The sequence below is a fragment of the Escherichia whittamii genome, from assembly GCF_014836715.1.
In the GTDB taxonomy this organism is placed as follows: Bacteria; Pseudomonadota; Gammaproteobacteria; order Enterobacterales; family Enterobacteriaceae; genus Escherichia; species Escherichia whittamii.
Genome location: NZ_JACSQI010000019.1, coordinates 19191 through 35732, shown reverse-complemented (window position 1 = coordinate 35732; position 16542 = coordinate 19191). Strand labels below are relative to the sequence as shown.

Genomic DNA, 16542 nt, shown 5'->3' with positions numbered 1-16542 from the left:
CAGTTTCAGGGTTTCAAGGGAAGCACTCACATTGTCATCAATCTTCGCAACAAGGACCTCGGAAAATGAATAATCATTTCAAGTGTATTGGCATTGTGGGACACCCACGGCACCCCACTGCACTGACAACACATGAAATGCTCTACCGCTGGCTGTGCACAAAAGGTTACGAGGTCATCGTCGAACAGCAAATCGCGCACGAACTGCAACTGAAGAATGTGAAAACTGGCACACTCGCCGAGATTGGGCAACTGGCTGACCTCGCAGTAGTTGTTGGCGGCGACGGTAATATGCTCGGCGCAGCGCGCACGCTCGCCCGCTATGACATCAAAGTTATCGGCATTAACCGTGGCAACCTGGGTTTCCTGACCGACCTTGATCCCGATAACGCCCAGCAACAGTTAGCCGATGTGCTGGAAGGTCATTACATCAGCGAAAAACGTTTTTTGCTGGAGGCGCAAGTTTGCCAGCAAGATTGCCAGAAGCGCATCAGCACCGCGATTAATGAAGTGGTGCTACATCCTGGCAAAGTGGCGCATATGATTGAATTCGAAGTATACATCGACGAGATCTTTGCGTTTTCTCAGCGTTCTGATGGACTGATTATTTCGACGCCTACAGGTTCTACCGCCTATTCCCTGTCGGCGGGCGGCCCGATTCTGACCCCCTCTCTGGATGCGATTACCCTGGTACCAATGTTCCCGCATACGTTGTCAGCGCGACCACTGGTCATAAACAGCAGCAGCACCATCCGTCTGCGTTTTTCGCATCGCCGTAACGACCTGGAAATCAGTTGCGACAGCCAGATAGCACTGCCGATTCAGGAAGGTGAAGATGTCCTGATTCGGCGCTGTGATTACCATCTGAATCTGATTCATCCGAAAGATTACAGCTATTTCAACACATTAAGCACCAAGCTCGGCTGGTCAAAAAAATTATTCTAATTTTTCGCCAGCCTCTTTACTGTATATAAAACCAGTTTATACTGTACACAATAACAGTAATGGTTTTTCATACAGGAAAACGACTATGTTGGCACAACTGACCATCAGCAACTTTGCTATCGTTCGTGAGCTTGAGATTGATTTTCACAGCGGCATGACCGTAATAACCGGTGAAACCGGCGCGGGTAAATCTATCGCGATAGATGCCCTCGGCCTTTGTCTCGGTGGTCGAGCTGAAGCCGACATGGTACGTACCGGCGCTACTCGCGCTGACCTGTGCGCCCGTTTTTCACTGAAAGATACACCAGCGGCTCTGCGCTGGCTGGAAGAAAACCAACTGGAAGATGGCCGTGAATGTCTGCTTCGTCGCGTAATCAGTAGCGATGGTCGCTCCCGTGGTTTCATCAACGGCACGGCTGTTCCGCTGTCACAACTGCGCGAGCTGGGTCAGTTGCTCATTCAGATCCATGGTCAGCACGCTCATCAATTACTCACCAAATCCGAGCACCAAAAATTCCTGCTTGATGGCTACGCCAATGAAACCTCTCTGCTCCAGGAAATGACCGCACGTTATCAGTTGTGGCATCAGAGCTGCCGCGACCTCGCGCACCATCAACAATTAAGTCAGGAACGCGCCGCCCGCGCGGAGCTGCTGCAATACCAATTAAAAGAACTTAACGAATTTAATCCGCAGCCCGGCGAATTCGAACAAATCGACGAAGAGTACAAGCGTCTGGCAAACAGCGGTCAATTGCTGACTACCAGCCAGAATGCACTGGCATTAATGGCCGACAGTGAAGACGCGAACCTGCAAAGCCAGCTTTACACTGCAAAACAATTGGTCAGCGAATTGATCGGTATGGACAGCAAACTGTCCGGCGTACTTGATATGCTGGAAGAGGCCACCATCCAGATTGCTGAAGCCAGTGACGAACTGCGCCACTACTGCGATCGTCTGGATCTCGACCCTAATCGGTTGTTCGAACTTGAACAACGTATTTCAAAGCAAATTTCGTTGGCACGTAAGCACCACGTCAGCCCGGAAGCATTACCACAGTATTATCAATCACTGCTGGAAGAGCAGCAGCAACTGGACGATCAGGCTGACTCGCAAGAAACCCTCGCGTTGGCAGTCACTAAACACCATCAGCAGGCACTGCAAACAGCACGCGCGTTACACCAGCAACGCCAGCATTATGCAAATGAGTTGGCGCACCTGATCACCGACAGTATGCATGCGCTCTCCATGCCGCATGGGCAATTTACGATTGATGTTAAATTTGACGAGCACCACCTGGGCGCTGACGGTGCTGATCGTATTGAGTTTCGGGTAACCACCAACCCAGGCCAACCAATGCAGCCCATCGCCAAAGTCGCATCCGGCGGTGAATTGTCGCGTATCGCACTGGCAATCCAGGTCATTACCGCACGGAAAATGGAAACCCCGGCGCTTATTTTCGATGAAGTGGATGTGGGAATTAGCGGCCCGACAGCGGCAGTCGTCGGCAAACTGCTACGTCAACTTGGCGAATCAACCCAGGTGATGTGTGTTACCCATTTGCCGCAAGTCGCAGGATGCGGTCATCAACACTATTTTGTCAGCAAAGAAACCGATGGCGCGATGACCGAAACGCATATGGAGTCGCTGGACAGAAAAGCGCGGTTACAGGAACTGGCGCGCTTATTGGGCGGTAGTGAAGTTACACGCAATACGCTGGCAAACGCGAAAGAACTGTTGGCGGCGTAAACTTTTTTACCGCTTCACGGTCAGAGTAGACAGCAAAACGCCGTAGGACCGGAAAGCAAAAGGTTTTAAAGTGATGAAAGGTCTATTATCATCGGCATATTACATATGAGCCACGTACTGCTCGGGCCCGAAAAGGAATCAAATCACTATGCGCTGTAAAACGCTGACTGCTGCCGCAGCAGTACTATTGATGTTGACCGCAGGCTGTTCCACTCTGGAGCGAGTGGTTTACCGTCCTGACATCAACCAGGGGAACTATCTGACCGCTAACGACGTTTCCAAAATACGTGTTGGCATGACGCAACAACAAGTTGCGTACGCATTGGGTACACCGCTGATGTCTGATCCATTTGGTACAAATACCTGGTTCTATGTGTTCCGCCAGCAACCAGGTCATGAAGGTGTAACGCAGCAAACGCTGACGCTGACCTTTAACAGCAGCGGTGTGTTGACCAATATTGATAACAAACCTGCGCTGACTGGCAACGAATAAAACTTGCCGTTTATAGCGAATAAAAAAGGTGCTCAGTGAGCACCTTTTTTCTGGTTGTTATTTATTCGCCGATTTTTCTGCTCGTTGCCTGCGAAGCTCCTTCGGATCGGCAATCAGCGGACGATAAATCTCCACCCGATCGCCGTCATGCACGGTATCACTCAGTTTGGCCGGACGACTGTAAATACCGACTTTATTTTTAGTTAAATCGATATCAGTGCGCAGTTCCAGCAAACCACTTGCGCGAATTGCTTCTTCAACCGTCGCGCCCTCCTGCAATCTTACCCGTTGCAGGTATTGCTTCTCGGGCAATGCGTAAGCCACCTCAACGGCAATTTTACCTGGCACTGTAGACCTCTTTTGCACGAACAGTAAAAGCCTGCACCATATTAGTTGCCAGCTCTTTAAACACACGACCAAAGGCGAGTTCAATCAACTTATTGGTAAACTCAAAGTCGAGATGAAACTCAATACGGCACGCGTCCTGGCTCAACGGCGTAAACTTCCAGCCGCCAATCAATTTCTTAAACGGCCCATCAACCAGATTCATCAGAATACTTTGGTTATTGGTCAACTGGTTGCGGGTTGTAAACGTTTTGCTAATCCCAGCCTTAGACACATCTACCGCAGCGGTCATCTGCCCAGGAGTGGACTCCAGAATCCGGCTTCCAGTGCACCCTGGTAAAAACTGAGGATAAGACTGAACGTCATTCACTAACTGATACATTTGCTCCGCGCTGTAGGGTACCAGTGCGGTCCGGCTAATCTGAGGCATAACAATTTCCATCAACAAAAATCCAACAAATAATATCATTTATCCCGCAGTAAAAAAAACGCTATCCCGGCGCTGGGTAACATCCGGTTCATGCTAAGATAGAGCCTTGTCCCCCGCAGGATTGATATGGGGTATTTTCGATTTCAGATTACCGATGATTCACGACGCTTATGACGAAGAAAAAAGCACATAAACCTGGTTCAGCGACCATCGCGCTTAACAAGCGCGCCCGTCACGAATACTTTATTGAAGAAGAATTCGAAGCGGGACTTGCCCTGCAAGGCTGGGAAGTTAAATCCCTGCGCGCAGGAAAAGCCAATATTAGCGACAGCTATGTCCTTCTGCGCGACGGAGAAGCGTTCCTGTTTGGCGCAAACATCACGCCGATGGCGGTGGCTTCCACGCACGTGGTATGCGACCCTACTCGCACCCGTAAACTGCTTCTCAACCAGCGCGAACTTGACTCTCTCTATGGCCGAGTGAACCGTGAAGGTTATACCGTAGTGGCGCTCTCCCTGTACTGGAAAAATGCCTGGTGCAAAGTAAAAATCGGCGTCGCGAAAGGTAAGAAACAACACGATAAACGTTCTGATATCAAAGAACGCGAATGGCAGGTTGATAAAGCGCGTATCATGAAAAACGCTCACCGTTAAACCTACATAAGCGATACTAATCAAATCCTCACCGCGCCTCCCCATTCGGTGGCGCGAATGAACATCTTGTCGACTGTCAAATCTGACACTGATGTAGCCATCCCATTGCTTAATCGAAGAAAATCATACTATGCAGGTGCTAATTCCAGGATGGTAACGCCTTTGGGACTAGTCATGGGGCTCGAAAATCTGGTATACTTAACGTTACACATTGGGGCTGATTCTGGATTCGACGGGATTTGCGAAACCCAAGGTGCATGCCGAGGGGCGGTTGGCCTCGTAAAAAGCCGCAAAAAATAGTCGCAAACGACGAAAACTACGCTTTAGCAGCTTAATAACCTGCTTAGAGCCCTCTCTCCCTAGCCTCCGCTCTTAGGACGGGGATCAAGAGAGGTCAAACCCAAAAGAGATCGCGTGGAAGCCCTGCCTGGGGTTGAAGCGTTAAAACTTAATCAGGCTAGTTTGTTAGTGGCGTGTCCGTCCGCAGCTGGCAAGCGAATGTAAAGACAGACTAAGCATGTAGTGCCGAGGATGTAGGAATTTCGGACGCGGGTTCAACTCCCGCCAGCTCCACCAATCATGATTGGACGGTGTAAGGACTACACCAACAAAAACAGGAAGTTAGCAGTCTCAGCAGGACACCGACCAGACGGTGAGGAGACAAAAAAGTATACGCAAAGGAGCCGCGGCTCCCGAGTGACATAAAAGCCCGCTTATGCGGGCTTTTTTATTGGTCCAGATTTCATCGTGTATAGAAATTTCATCGTGTATAGAATCTACCCAATTACAGTCCAGACATATACAGTATCCCTCAGGTCAGTATCAGCTTCTCTAAAAATAGTAACTGTCATTTACCCGCTGCCAGAAATAGAAAAATTTTCCCCCCATAGCCAGCCTTCCCGGAATCTGTTTGTTCATTAAGATTGTTATCGATGCCATCAAATAACTTCTGTTGGATGAGATTGATCTTACTCACATTAGTCGATACGCAATTCAGTGAGTTGAAGTGACTCCGAACTCTGAAAAAGCAGTTTGAATAGCATTTCAACAAATGAGCAGACAAATGCCATCAGGTCTAAAATCGGGCAAAACAGAACTTAATATATTGTTTTAATTATTTATTTCCGTTCAATACGACTCCTGTCACTTATATTATTTGTTATTGATTTGTTGTTTTTGATCACAATAAAAAAACAATATGTCACTTTTGTGCGCATTTTTCAGAAATGTAGATACTTTTAGATTATGGCTACGAAATAAGCATCGCCATGTCACCCTACATCTCATAAGAGGATCGCTTCTGATGAATGCACTGACCGCCGTACAAAATAACACTGTCGATTCAGGCCAGAACTATAGCGGATTCACCCTCACCCCGTCGGCGCAATCCCCGCGTCTGCTGGAACTCACCTTCTCCGAACAAACGACCAAACAGTTCCTCGAGCAGGTTGCCGAGTGGCCCGTGCAGGCGCTGGAGTACAAATCGTTTCTGCGTTTTCGGGTAGGCAAAATTCTCGACGATCTGTGTGCGAATCAGCTGCAACCGTTGCTGTTGAAGACGTTGCTAAACCGCGATGAAGGTGCGTTGTTGATCAATGCGGTGGGTGTCGATGATGTCGCGCAGGCAGATGAGATGGTGAAGCTGGCAACGGCGGTAGCGCATCTGATTGGCCGTTCCAATTTCGATGCGATGAGCGGTCAGTATTACGCGCGTTTTGTAGTGAAAAATGTCGATAACTCAGACAGCTATCTGCGTCAGCCGCACCGCGTGATGGAGTTGCATAACGACGGTACCTACGTTGAAGAAATCACCGACTACGTGCTGATGATGAAAATCGACGAGCAGAACATGCAGGGCGGAAATTCGCTGCTGCTGCATCTCGATGACTGGGAACATCTGGACCACTATTTCCGCCACCCGCTGGCGCGTCGCCCAATGCGCTTTGCCGCGCCGCCGAGTAAAAACGTCAGTAAAGATGTTTTCCATCCGGTGTTCGACGTCGATCAGCAGGGTCGCCCGGTGATGCGTTATATCGACCAGTTCGTCCAGCCAAAAGACTTCGAAGAAGGCGTGTGGTTGAGCGAGCTTTCCGACGCCATCGAAACCAGCAAAGGCATTCTTTCTGTGCCCGTTCCCGTTGGCAAATTCCTGTTGATTAACAATCTGTTCTGGCTGCACGGTCGCGACCGCTTTACCGCTCATCCGGATCTGCGTCGCGAACTGATGCGCCAGCGTGGCTATTTCGCTTACGCCACTAACCACTACCAGACGCATCAGTAAGCGCAAAGGAATTGAGCGGATGTATGATTTTGTGATTATTGGCGGCGGCATCATCGGCATGTCGACCGCCATGCAACTGATTGACGTCTATCCGGATGCCCGCATTGCGCTACTGGAAAAAGAGTCCGGCCCGGCCTGTCATCAAACGGGCCACAACAGCGGCGTGATCCATGCCGGGGTCTATTACACGCCCGGCAGCCTGAAGGCGCAGTTTTGCCTGGCGGGAAATCGCGCCACCAAAGCCTTTTGCGATCAAAACGGCATTCGCTACGACAACTGCGGCAAGATGCTGGTTGCCACGTCCGATCTCGAAATGGAACGGATGCGCGCCTTATGGGAACGCACAGCGGCGAACGGTATCGAGCGCGAATGGCTAAACGCCGACGAACTGCGCGAGCGCGAACCGAATATCACCGGGCTCGGCGGTATTTTTGTGCCGTCCAGCGGTATTGTCAGCTACCGCGAAGTGACGGCGGCGATGGCAAAAATCTTCCAGGCCAGAGGCGGTGAGATTATTTATAACGCCGAAGTCAGCGGCCTTAATGAGCATAAAAACGGCGTGGTGATACGTACCCGCCAGGGCGGCGAATATGAAGCATCGACGCTGATTAGCTGTTCCGGACTTATGGCTGATCGGCTGGTGAAAATGCTCGGCCTCGAACCGGGCTTTATTATCTGCCCGTTCCGTGGCGAGTATTTCCGCCTGGCGCCAGAACATAACCAGATTGTAAACCATCTGATTTACCCCATTCCCGACCCGGCGATGCCGTTTTTGGGCGTTCATCTCACCCGGATGATCGACGGCAGCGTGACCGTCGGGCCAAACGCGGTGCTGGCTTTCAAACGTGAAGGCTATCGCAAGCGCGACTTCTCATTTAGCGACACGCTGGAGATTTTGGGCTCGTCGGGGATTCGCCGGGTACTGCAAAACCATCTACGCTCAGGACTGGGCGAGATGAAAAACTCGCTGTGCAAAAGCGGCTATCTGCGGCTGGTGCAAAAATATTGTCCCCGGCTTTCGTTAAGCGATCTCCAGCCCTGGCCCTCCGGTGTGCGGGCGCAGGCGGTATCGCCGGACGGCAAGCTGATTGACGATTTTCTGTTTGTCACCACCCCACGCACGATCCACACCTGCAATGCGCCCTCCCCGGCAGCGACATCAGCAATTCCTATTGGTGCGCATATTGTCAGCAAGGTACAAACGCTGTTGGCAAGCCAGAGTAACCCCGGACGCACGCTGCGAGCGGCACGTAGTGTGGATACCTTACACGCCGCATTTAATCAATAACCTTTGAAAACAGGACGTAACGATGAAACTTAACGACAGTAAATTATTCCACCAGCAGGCGTTGATTAACGGGGAATGGCTGGACGCCAACAATGGTGAAGTCATCGACGTCACCAACCCGGCGAATGGCGAGAAGCTGGGTAGCGTGCCGAAAATGGGCGCTGATGAAACCCGCGCCGCTATCGACGCTGCCAACCGCGCCCTGCCCGCCTGGCGTGCGCTCACTGCCAAAGAACGCGCCACCATTTTGCGTAACTGGTTCAATTTGATGATGGAGCATCAGGACGATTTAGCGCGCCTGATGACCCTTGAACAGGGCAAGCCGCTGGCTGAAGCGAAAGGCGAAATCAGCTACGCCGCCTCCTTTATTGAGTGGTTTGCCGAAGAAGGCAAGCGTATTTATGGCGACACCATTCCCGGCCATCAGGTCGATAAGCGTCTGATTGTTATCAAGCAGCCGATTGGCGTTACCGCAGCTATCACGCCGTGGAACTTCCCGGCGGCGATGATTACCCGTAAAGCCGGTCCGGCGCTGGCGGCAGGCTGCACGATGGTGCTGAAGCCCGCCAGTCAGACGCCGTTCTCTGCGCTGGCGCTGGCGGAACTGGCGACTCGTGCGGGCGTTCCGGCTGGCGTGTTTAACGTGGTCACCGGTTCGGCGGGCGCGGTCGGTAATGAACTGACCAGCAATCCGCTGGTACGCAAACTGTCGTTTACCGGCTCGACCGAAATTGGCCGCCAATTAATGGAACAGTGCGCGAAAGACATCAAAAAAGTCTCGCTGGAGCTGGGCGGCAACGCGCCGTTTATTGTTTTTGACGATGCCGATCTCGACAAAGCCGTGGAAGGCGCGCTGGCCTCGAAATTCCGCAACGCCGGGCAAACCTGCGTCTGCGCCAACCGTTTATACGTGCAGGACGGCGTGTATGACCGCTTTGCTGAAAAATTGCAGCAAGCGGTGAGCAAACTGCACATCGGCGACGGGCTGGATAACGGCGTCACCATCGGGCCGCTGATCGATGAAAAAGCGGTGGCGAAAGTGGAAGAGCATATTGCCGATGCCCTGGAGAAAGGCGCGCGCGTGGTTTGCGGTGGTAAAGCGCACGAACGCGGCGGCAACTTCTTCCAACCGACCATTCTGGTGGACGTTCCAGCCAACGCCAAAGTGTCGAAAGAAGAGACGTTCGGCCCCCTCGCCCCGCTATTCCGCTTTAAAGATGAAGCCGATGTGATTGCACAAGCCAATGACACTGAGTTTGGCCTTGCCGCCTATTTCTACGCCCGCGATTTAAGCCGCGTCTTCCGCGTGGGCGAGGCGCTGGAGTACGGCATCGTCGGCATCAATACCGGCATTATTTCCAATGAAGTGGCCCCGTTCGGCGGTATCAAAGCCTCGGGGCTGGGTCGTGAAGGTTCGAAGTATGGCATCGAAGATTACTTAGAAATCAAATATATGTGCATCGGTCTTTAATTGGAGAACGCGAATGAGCAGCAATAAAGAGTTAATGCAGCGCCGCAGTCAGGCGATTCCCCGTGGCGTTGGGCAAATTCACCCGATTTTCGCTGACCGCGCGGAAAACTGCCGGGTGTGGGACGTTGAAGGCCGTGAGTATCTTGATTTCGCGGGCGGCATTGCGGTGCTCAATACCGGTCACCTGCATCCGAAAGTGGTTGCCGCGGTGGAAGCGCAGTTGAAAAAACTGTCGCACACCTGTTTCCAGGTGCTGGCTTACGAGCCATATCTGGAACTGTGCGAAATAATGAATCAGAAGGTGCCGGGCGATTTTGCCAAAAAAACGCTGCTGGTAACGACCGGTTCTGAAGCGGTGGAGAACGCGGTAAAAATTGCCCGCGCCGCCACCAAACGCAGCGGCACCATCGCCTTTAGCGGCGCGTATCACGGGCGTACGCACTACACGCTGGCGCTGACCGGCAAGGTGAATCCATACTCTGCGGGCATGGGCCTGATGCCGGGCCATGTTTATCGTGCGCTTTATCCTTGCCCGCTGCACGGCATCAGTGAAGACGACGCTATCGCCAGCATCCACCGGATCTTCAAAAATGACGCTGCGCCGGAAGATATCGCCGCCATCGTGATTGAACCCGTTCAGGGCGAAGGCGGTTTCTATGCCGCGACGCCAGCCTTTATGCAACGTTTACGCGCGCTGTGTGACGAGCACGGGATCATGCTGATTGCCGATGAAGTACAGAGCGGCGCGGGGCGTACCGGCACGCTGTTTGCAATGGAGCAAATGGGCGTGGCGCCGGATCTCACCACCTTTGCGAAATCGATCGCGGGCGGTTTCCCGCTGGCGGGCGTCACCGGGCGCGCCGAAGTGATGGACGCTGTCGCTCCGGGCGGCCTGGGCGGCACCTATGCGGGTAACCCGATTGCCTGCGTGGCGGCGCTGGAAGTGTTGAAGGTGTTCGAGCAGGAAAATCTGCTGCAAAAAGCCAACGATCTGGGGCAGAAACTGAAAGACGGATTGCTGGCGATCGCCGAAAAACACCCGGAAATCGGCGACGTACGCGGACTGGGGGCGATGATCGCCATCGAGCTGTTTGAAGATGGCGATCACAACAAACCGGACGCTAAACTCACCGCTGACATCGTGGCGCGCGCCCGCGACAAAGGCCTGATTCTGCTCTCCTGCGGCCCGTACTACAACGTGCTACGCATCCTTGTACCGCTCACCATTGAAGACGCTCAGATCCGTCAGGGTCTGGAGATCATCAGCCTGTGTTTTGATGAGGCGAAGCAGTAGCATCGCATCCATGCCGGAGGCGACGCTTTGCGTCTTGTCCGGCCTACGGGAATCCAGGTCGGATAAGGCGTTTACGCCGCATCTGACAATCTGTACGTGAACAGGAATAAATCTATGTCGGCCGGATAAGGCGGAGCCGCTCTCCGGCAAAAAGAATCAATAACAATTAAACGCGTGACCCGACGCGGGAAATGTCGGGGCGCTCTCCCAAGTGACACACTTTCGAGAGGATTCAGGATGGGGCAATCATCGCAACCACATGAGTTAGGCGGCGGGCTGAAATCACGCCACGTCACCATGTTGTCTATTGCCGGTGTTATCGGCGCAAGTCTGTTTGTCGGTTCCAGCGTCGCCATCGCCGAAGCTGGCCCGGCGGTATTGCTGGCCTATCTGTTCGCCGGGTTACTGGTGGTTATGATCATGCGGATGCTGGCGGAAATGGCGGTCGCCACGCCCGATACCGGTTCCTTTTCCACCTACGCCGATAAAGCCATTGGCCGCTGGGCGGGCTATACCATCGGCTGGCTGTACTGGTGGTTTTGGGTACTGGTGATCCCACTGGAAGCCAACATCGCCGCCATGATCCTGCACTCCTGGGTTCCAGGTATTCCTATCTGGTTATTTTCCCTGGTCATTACCCTCGCCTTAACCGGCAGTAATTTATTAAGCGTCAAAAACTACGGCGAATTTGAGTTCTGGTTGGCGATATGCAAAGTGATCGCCATCCTGGCGTTTATCTTCCTCGGCGCAGTGGCGATTAGCGGTTTTTATCCTTATGCCGAAGTGAGCGGTATCTCAAGATTGTGGGATAGCGGTGGCTTTATGCCGAACGGCTTTGGCGCGGTATTAAGCGCGATGCTGATCACCATGTTCTCGTTTATGGGGGCAGAAATTGTCACTATTGCGGCAGCAGAATCCGACACGCCGGATAAACATATTGTCCGCGCCACCAACTCGGTTATCTGGCGTATCTCTATTTTCTATTTGTGTTCTATTTTTGTCGTCGTGGCACTCATTCCGTGGAATATGCCAGGACTGAAAACCGTGGGTTCCTACCGTTCCGTGCTGGAGCTACTGAATATTCCGCATGCAAAATTCATTATGGATTGCGTTATTTTGCTGTCAGTAACCAGCTGCCTGAACTCGGCGCTGTATACCGCCTCAAGGATGCTCTACTCCTTAAGCCGTCGCGGGGATGCGCCCGCGGTAATGGGCAAAATCAACCGCAGTAAAACGCCGTACGTGGCAGTATTACTTTCGACCGGCGCGGCATTTTTAACGGTGGTGGTGAACTATTACGCGCCCGCCAAAGTGTTTAAATTCCTGATTGACAGCTCCGGCGCTATCGCCCTGCTGGTTTATTTAGTCATTGCCGTTTCACAATTGCGGATGCGTAAAATCCTGCTGGCGGAAGGCGGCGAAATTCGCCTGCGCATGTGGCTTTATCCGTGGCTCACCTGGCTGGTGATTGGCTTTATTACCTTTGTGTTGGTGGTGATGTTATTCCGCCCGGCGCAGCAGTTAGAAGTGATCTCCACCGGCTTATTAGCGATAGGGATTATCTGCACTGTGCCAATTATGGCGCGCTGGAAAAAGCTGATAATGTGGCAAAAATTACCCGCGCATAATACGCATTAACGTTGAGCAGGAGTCACACCATGACCATTACGTCTCTGGATGGCTACCGCTGGTTGAAAAACGATATTATTCGCGGCAATTTTCAGCCGGATGAAAAATTACGGATGAGTTTACTGACATCGCGTTATGCACTTGGTGTTGGGCCGTTGCGGGAAGCCCTTTCGCAACTGGTGGCGGAACGGTTGGTCACGGTGGTGAATCAAAAAGGGTATCGGGTGGCGTCTATGTCAGAGCAGGAGTTGCTCGATATTTTCGATGCCCGTGCCAATATGGAAGCTATGCTGGTAAGCCTGGCGATTGCCCGCGGTGGCGATGAGTGGGAGGCAGACGTACTTGCGAAGGCGCATCTGCTTAGTAAGCTTGAGGCCAGTGAAGCAAGTGAGAAAATGCTTGATGAGTGGGATCTGCGTCATCAGGCGTTTCATACTGCGATTGTGGCGGGCTGTGGTTCTCACTATTTATTGCAAATGCGTGAACGATTGTTTGATCTGGCGGCGCGCTATCGATTTATCTGGCTGCGGCGAACGGTGCTTTCGGTGGAAATGCTGGAAGACAAACACGATCAACACCAGACCCTGACGGAAGCCGTCCTGGCGCGAGATACCGCGCGCGCCAGTGAGTTAATGCGCCAGCATTTGCTGACGCCGATTCCGATTATCCAGCAGGCGATGGCGGACTAACCGCTATTACTCTGGAATACGCAACACTTGCCCCGGGTAAATTTTATCCGGGCTTTTCAGCATCGGTTTATTCGCTTCGAAGATTTTATTGTACAGATTGGCGTTGCCGTAGACCTGTTTTGAAATCGCGCTAAGAGTGTCGCCAGACTTAACGGTATAAAACTGGCTGGCAGTGGCTGGTGTCGCCGTTTTTACCTGATCGTCCACGCTGGCAATACCGGAAATATTCCCCACCGCAACAAGGATTTTTTCCTTCGCTTCCTGGCTCAAACCATCACCAGTCACCGTCGCTTTGCCATCGGTAATTTGGATATTTACTTTATCGGCATCTGGAATGCCGGTTTTGTTCAAATGCTCCTGCACCTTCTTCGCCTGATCGTCTTTATCGTGCTGACCGGTGACCGTGTCCCAGAGTTTTTCTCCGGCATCTTTCACAAAATTGAACAGTCCCATAGCTACCTCATTCGTTAACGGAAACACTCAGAAAGTGTAGCAGAGGAACGCGGCGCGTTAACGCCGCGGGGGTGAGCACGGGATTAATCGCGAGTTTGCACCCAGAAAGCGTGAATCAAACCCGGGATATAACCGAGCAGTGTCAGCAGAATATTAATGATGAACGCCCAGCCAAATCCTTTACCCAGCAGCACGCCAAGCGGCGGCAAAATGATGGTGATGACGATTCTCCAGAAACCCATATTTACTCCCTATAATAAAATTAACCATTGTTTAAAAAGAGATTTTATCTCCTTAGCGTAATAATTTTAGCGGAACCTGCCAGTTTCAGCCTACGCGTTTACCCTCATTTACGCTGCTGACGCTGGTATACGTTGCGTTTTTAGTTTAGAGTTTACTTAATTTAGTAAATACTTAAATAGCTATGACTGAACTCGCGCAATTACAGGCCAGTGCCGAGCAGGCAGCAGCCTTACTGAAAGCAATGAGTCACCCCAAACGATTGTTGATTCTGTGCATGCTTTGCGGTTCACCCGGCACCAGCGCCGGAGAACTGGCTCGCATTACCGGACTTAGCGCCTCCGCCACGTCACAGCATCTGGCTCGCATGCGTGACGAGGGGCTTATTGACAGCCAGCGGGACGCCCAACGCATTCTTTACTCCATTAAAAATGAGGCGATAAATGCCATTATCGCCACCCTGAAAAATATCTATTGTCCGTAAGGAGTGACGATGGCTTTGATAACAATTTCACCGCATAACGCGCAAGAATTAATCGCGCACGGTGCAAAGTTAATCGATATTCGAGATGCCGACGAATATCTTCGTGAACATATTCCAGCAGCCTCTCTGGCACCATTATCCGTGATAGAACAGTCTGGTCTTCCGGATAAATTACGTAGTGAACAAATTATATTCCACTGCCAGGCAGGTAAACGCACCAGCAATAACGCCGATAAATTAGCAGCGATTGCCGCCCCCGCAGAGGTCTTTTTACTGGAAGATGGGATCGATGGCTGGAAAAAAGCGGGATTGCCGGTAGCAGAAAATAAATCTCAACCGTTGCCATTAATGCGTCAGGTACAGATCGCCGCTGGCGGCTTAATATTAATCGGCGTCGTACTGGGCTATGCCATTAATAGCAGCTTCTTCTTATTAAGTGGATTTGTCGGCGCAGGATTAATGTTTGCAGGAATCAGCGGTTTTTGTGGGATGGCAAGGCTATTAGATAAAATGCCGTGGAATCAGCGAACTTGAGAAGCAACGCCGGATGCGCCATAGCGGCAGCATCCGGCTCAAGGGATTAGATCAGGAAATCGTCGAGAGATTTACCTTCTGCCAGCGCCTGAGCAATTGGCTTCGGCGTACGGCCCTGACCGGTCCAGGTTTTGGTTTCACCATTGAAGTCGGTGAATTTATATTTTGCTGGACGCGGTTCACGCTTTTTACCTGCACGCGGTGCAGCGGTGCCGTTAGCTAATAACTCTTCCGGGTTAATACCGTCAGCTTTCATCAGCTCCAGCCAGGTGCTAATTTTTTCCTGGCGTTCTGCCAGTTCGCGCTGCTGCTGTTCTTCTTCTTCACGTCTTTCTTTAGTGACAACCCTGAATTTTTCGAGCATTTCTTCAAGAACGTCAATGGAGAATTCGCGAGCCATTGCACGAAGGGTGCGGATGTTATTTAAGCTTTGTAACATTACAGACATAATAAAGAAAACCTTTTAACGCCAAAACAAAAAGTATTTCGCCGTGTAGTTTAAGCGATCACTTATTATATTTCCACAAAATTTAATATATTTACAATCGCGGAGTGATATTATTTCGCACGTTATTTACTGACACATTAATGCTTATATGCAAATTATATAGCAGCCATTTAACTTACTTATTACAGCTACTGGCGAGTGTTCCGGTGTACGATACAACCTCCCGGCTAATAATGGAACACACGATTTGCATAAATATGCACACAAAAAGGATACATACCAAACATCGTAACCTGAAACTTTATGCTGCCATTACAGGCTTTACGGCATAAAAGATGCTGAATGTGGCCAGGCGCGCCCCTGAGCCGAATTCTCTACGCTTTACTGCGTAAACACACCTTGTTCACTCCGCCAAAAGATATCAGAGCCACGTCGTAACATAATGATTTAAAATAACATTATCTTTTAAGACATAAAAAAATCCAGAATGTACAAAAAATGCGCCACTGCGGAATATTTTATCTACAAAAACCAAAGAAATAAAAATTTTTCACTAATTGATAAGTCGTAGCCAGCAATATACGCTATGCGAAAATGCAAACGGTAATTTAAACCACTGCATTCACATTCATCCGATTTCGCGTTTATTAAGGAGCATGGGCATGTTCTCACCGCAGTCACGCTTGCGTCATGCAGTAGCAGATACGTTCGCGATGGTTGTTTACTGTTCTGTCGTGAACATGTTTATCGAAGTATTTCTCTCCGGAATGAGCTTCGAACAGTCCCTTTATTCCAGACTGGTAGCGATTCCGGTGAACATCTTAATTGCATGGCCATACGGTATGTACCGCGATCTATTTATGCGAATGGCACGCAAAGTTGGCTCGTCGGGCTGGGTAAAAAATCTTGCGGATATTCTGGCTTATGTGACGTTCCAGTCACCGGTATATATGGCAATCTTACTCGTCGTGGGCGCGGGTTGGCACCAGATTATGGCTGCGGTCAGTTCAAACATCGTCGTTTCGATGTTGATGGGTGCGGTCTATGGCTACTTCCTTGACTACTGCCGCCGCCTGTTCAAAGTCAGCAGTTACCAGCAGGTAAAAGCCTGACCCTTCT

18 protein-coding genes and 1 other RNA gene are annotated in these 16542 nt (G+C 51.1%); 14 read left to right on the top strand and 5 right to left on the bottom strand.

The genetic code is table 11. From position 1 onward, the window contains the following. Window positions 1–65 precede the first annotated feature (65 nt). The 3 genes from nadK (at window position 66) to bamE (ending at window position 3184) form a co-directional block, all read left to right on the top strand. Window positions 66–944, top strand: coding sequence for an NAD(+) kinase (gene nadK, locus H9644_RS20480; protein ID WP_001059169.1), 879 nt, complete (start codon window positions 66–68; stop codon window positions 942–944). A gap of 85 nt (window positions 945–1029) precedes the next feature. Beyond that, window positions 1030–2691: a DNA repair protein RecN gene (gene recN / locus H9644_RS20475; RefSeq protein ID WP_064529891.1), complete on the top strand. Its 1662-nt coding sequence runs from the start codon at window positions 1030–1032 to the stop codon at window positions 2689–2691. 148 nt (window positions 2692–2839) lie between these two features. After that, window positions 2840–3184, top strand: a complete 345-nt coding sequence (gene bamE, locus H9644_RS20470) for an outer membrane protein assembly factor BamE (RefSeq protein ID WP_064529892.1) — start codon at window positions 2840–2842, stop codon at window positions 3182–3184. Between the two features lie 57 nt (window positions 3185–3241). Here bamE and H9644_RS20465 read toward each other — a convergent pair whose 3' ends face one another. Both H9644_RS20465 and ratA read right to left on the bottom strand, forming a co-directional pair. Next, window positions 3242–3532 (bottom strand): RnfH family protein, encoded by a 291-nt coding sequence (locus tag H9644_RS20465; RefSeq protein WP_064529893.1) that lies wholly within the window; start codon window positions 3530–3532, stop codon window positions 3242–3244. Then, window positions 3522–3959 carry a type II toxin-antitoxin system toxin RatA gene (gene ratA / locus H9644_RS20460; RefSeq protein ID WP_064529894.1) on the bottom strand — a complete coding sequence of 146 codons (438 nt, stop codon included), beginning with the start codon at window positions 3957–3959 and terminating at the stop codon, window positions 3522–3524. Before ratA ends, H9644_RS20465 begins: the two co-directional genes overlap by 11 nt. A 170-nt stretch (window positions 3960–4129) precedes the next feature. Between ratA and smpB the strand changes: the two genes are divergently transcribed. From smpB to csiR, 8 genes are all read left to right on the top strand, one after another. Beyond that, window positions 4130–4612, top strand: coding sequence for an SsrA-binding protein SmpB (gene smpB, locus H9644_RS20455; protein ID WP_000162574.1), 483 nt, complete (start codon window positions 4130–4132; stop codon window positions 4610–4612). A 213-nt stretch (window positions 4613–4825) separates the two neighbouring features. After that, window positions 4826–5188: a transfer-messenger RNA gene (ssrA, locus tag H9644_RS20450) on the top strand. 727 nt (window positions 5189–5915) lie between these two features. Further along, a complete protein-coding gene (gene glaH, locus H9644_RS20445; protein ID WP_191776358.1) occupies window positions 5916–6893 on the top strand; it encodes a glutarate dioxygenase GlaH in 978 nt (325 codons plus the stop codon). 19 nt (window positions 6894–6912) lie between these two features. Then, window positions 6913–8181 (top strand): L-2-hydroxyglutarate oxidase, encoded by a 1269-nt coding sequence (lhgO, locus tag H9644_RS20440; protein ID WP_191776360.1) that lies wholly within the window; start codon window positions 6913–6915, stop codon window positions 8179–8181. Between the two features lie 22 nt (window positions 8182–8203). Continuing rightward, window positions 8204–9652, top strand: coding sequence for an NADP-dependent succinate-semialdehyde dehydrogenase (gabD, locus tag H9644_RS20435; RefSeq protein WP_191776356.1), 1449 nt, complete (start codon window positions 8204–8206; stop codon window positions 9650–9652). A 13-nt stretch (window positions 9653–9665) separates the two neighbouring features. After that, window positions 9666–10946, top strand: coding sequence for a 4-aminobutyrate--2-oxoglutarate transaminase (gene gabT, locus H9644_RS20430; RefSeq protein WP_191776353.1), 1281 nt, complete (start codon window positions 9666–9668; stop codon window positions 10944–10946). Window positions 10947–11183: 237 nt separating this feature from the next. Next, the gene (gene gabP / locus H9644_RS20425) at window positions 11184–12584 is read left to right on the top strand and encodes a GABA permease (RefSeq protein ID WP_064529909.1); all 1401 of its coding nucleotides are present in this window, start codon (window positions 11184–11186) and stop codon (window positions 12582–12584) included. Window positions 12585–12604: 20 nt separating this feature from the next. Continuing rightward, window positions 12605–13264 carry a DNA-binding transcriptional regulator CsiR gene (gene csiR, locus H9644_RS20420; RefSeq protein ID WP_064529910.1) on the top strand — a complete coding sequence of 220 codons (660 nt, stop codon included), beginning with the start codon at window positions 12605–12607 and terminating at the stop codon, window positions 13262–13264. A 6-nt stretch (window positions 13265–13270) separates the two neighbouring features. On the opposite strand, the gene kbp is transcribed toward csiR, so the two are convergent. Together kbp and H9644_RS20410 are read right to left on the bottom strand one after the other, a co-directional pair. Beyond that, window positions 13271–13717: a potassium binding protein Kbp gene (kbp, locus tag H9644_RS20415; RefSeq protein ID WP_064529911.1), complete on the bottom strand. Its 447-nt coding sequence runs from the start codon at window positions 13715–13717 to the stop codon at window positions 13271–13273. A gap of 83 nt (window positions 13718–13800) precedes the next feature. Continuing rightward, window positions 13801–13959, bottom strand: coding sequence for a YqaE/Pmp3 family membrane protein (locus tag H9644_RS20410; protein ID WP_000508177.1), 159 nt, complete (start codon window positions 13957–13959; stop codon window positions 13801–13803). 182 nt (window positions 13960–14141) lie between these two features. Between H9644_RS20410 and H9644_RS20405 the strand changes: the two genes are divergently transcribed. Both H9644_RS20405 and H9644_RS20400 read left to right on the top strand, forming a co-directional pair. After that, window positions 14142–14441, top strand: a complete 300-nt coding sequence (locus tag H9644_RS20405; RefSeq protein ID WP_064529912.1) for an ArsR/SmtB family transcription factor — start codon at window positions 14142–14144, stop codon at window positions 14439–14441. 9 nt (window positions 14442–14450) lie between these two features. After that, a complete protein-coding gene (locus H9644_RS20400; protein WP_064529913.1) occupies window positions 14451–14975 on the top strand; it encodes a rhodanese family protein in 525 nt (174 codons plus the stop codon). Window positions 14976–15021: 46 nt separating this feature from the next. Here the strand turns inward: H9644_RS20400 and stpA are convergent, their stop codons facing one another. Beyond that, window positions 15022–15423 (bottom strand): DNA-binding protein StpA, encoded by a 402-nt coding sequence (gene stpA / locus H9644_RS20395; RefSeq protein WP_064529914.1) that lies wholly within the window; start codon window positions 15421–15423, stop codon window positions 15022–15024. A 662-nt stretch (window positions 15424–16085) separates the two neighbouring features. Between stpA and alaE the strand changes: the two genes are divergently transcribed. Next, a complete protein-coding gene (gene alaE, locus H9644_RS20390; RefSeq protein WP_064529915.1) occupies window positions 16086–16535 on the top strand; it encodes an L-alanine exporter AlaE in 450 nt (149 codons plus the stop codon). The last annotated feature ends 7 nt before the right edge of the window (window positions 16536–16542 follow it).